This window comes from Microbacterium sp. Be9 (genome assembly GCF_011754135.1).
Lineage (GTDB): Bacteria > Actinomycetota > Actinomycetes > Actinomycetales > Microbacteriaceae > Microbacterium > Microbacterium maritypicum_A.
The window spans coordinates 1-404 of the sequence record NZ_WNWT01000012.1 but is presented as its reverse complement, the minus strand read 5'-3'; the positions used below and the strand labels follow the sequence as shown (position 1 = coordinate 404).

Below are 404 nucleotides of genomic sequence, written 5' to 3'. Positions count from 1 at the left end.
GTGTGTCAGCTGCCGGCGAGCTGCTGGTCCAGGTCCTGGATCGCCCGCATCATGCCCAACAGCGACTCGGACATGTCGTTGATGCCATCGACCGCGGTCTTCAGACCCGTCGTCAACTCCGTGTACCCCTCACCGAACTTCCCCGACGCATGCTGCGTCTTGAAGTCCTCACCCAGAAGAGTGTCCACCTGACCCTTCAACGTGTCCAACTGACCCTGAATGTCATCACGAGCCTGCGACAGCGACGACGCCACCTGCTCCATCTCCGCATAAGACGCACCGAAATCGGCCATCGTCCACACCTCCGCCAATCGAGAGAACCGGACCCCTCCGGCCCGAACAACACCCACCCTACGGCGCACCCACGAACACCGTCGATGGGGACAACTCCCCATCCCCGCACA

The 404-nt window shown here is 62.1% G+C and carries 1 protein-coding gene; it reads right to left on the bottom strand.

Features of this window, described 5'->3' with window-relative positions:
* Positions 1-5 precede the first annotated feature (5 nt).
* The gene (locus tag GLO27_RS19575) at positions 6-293 is read right to left on the bottom strand and encodes a WXG100 family type VII secretion target (RefSeq protein ID WP_028501988.1); all 288 of its coding nucleotides are present in this window, start codon (positions 291-293) and stop codon (positions 6-8) included.
* Between the last annotated feature and the right edge of the window lie 111 nt (positions 294-404).

Bases quoted from the DNA above. Each gene is read 5' to 3' on its own strand.
- GLO27_RS19575 (WP_028501988.1), bottom strand. From the start codon at position 293: ATGGCCGATTTCGGTGCGTCTTATGCGGAGATGGAGCAGGTGGCGTCG.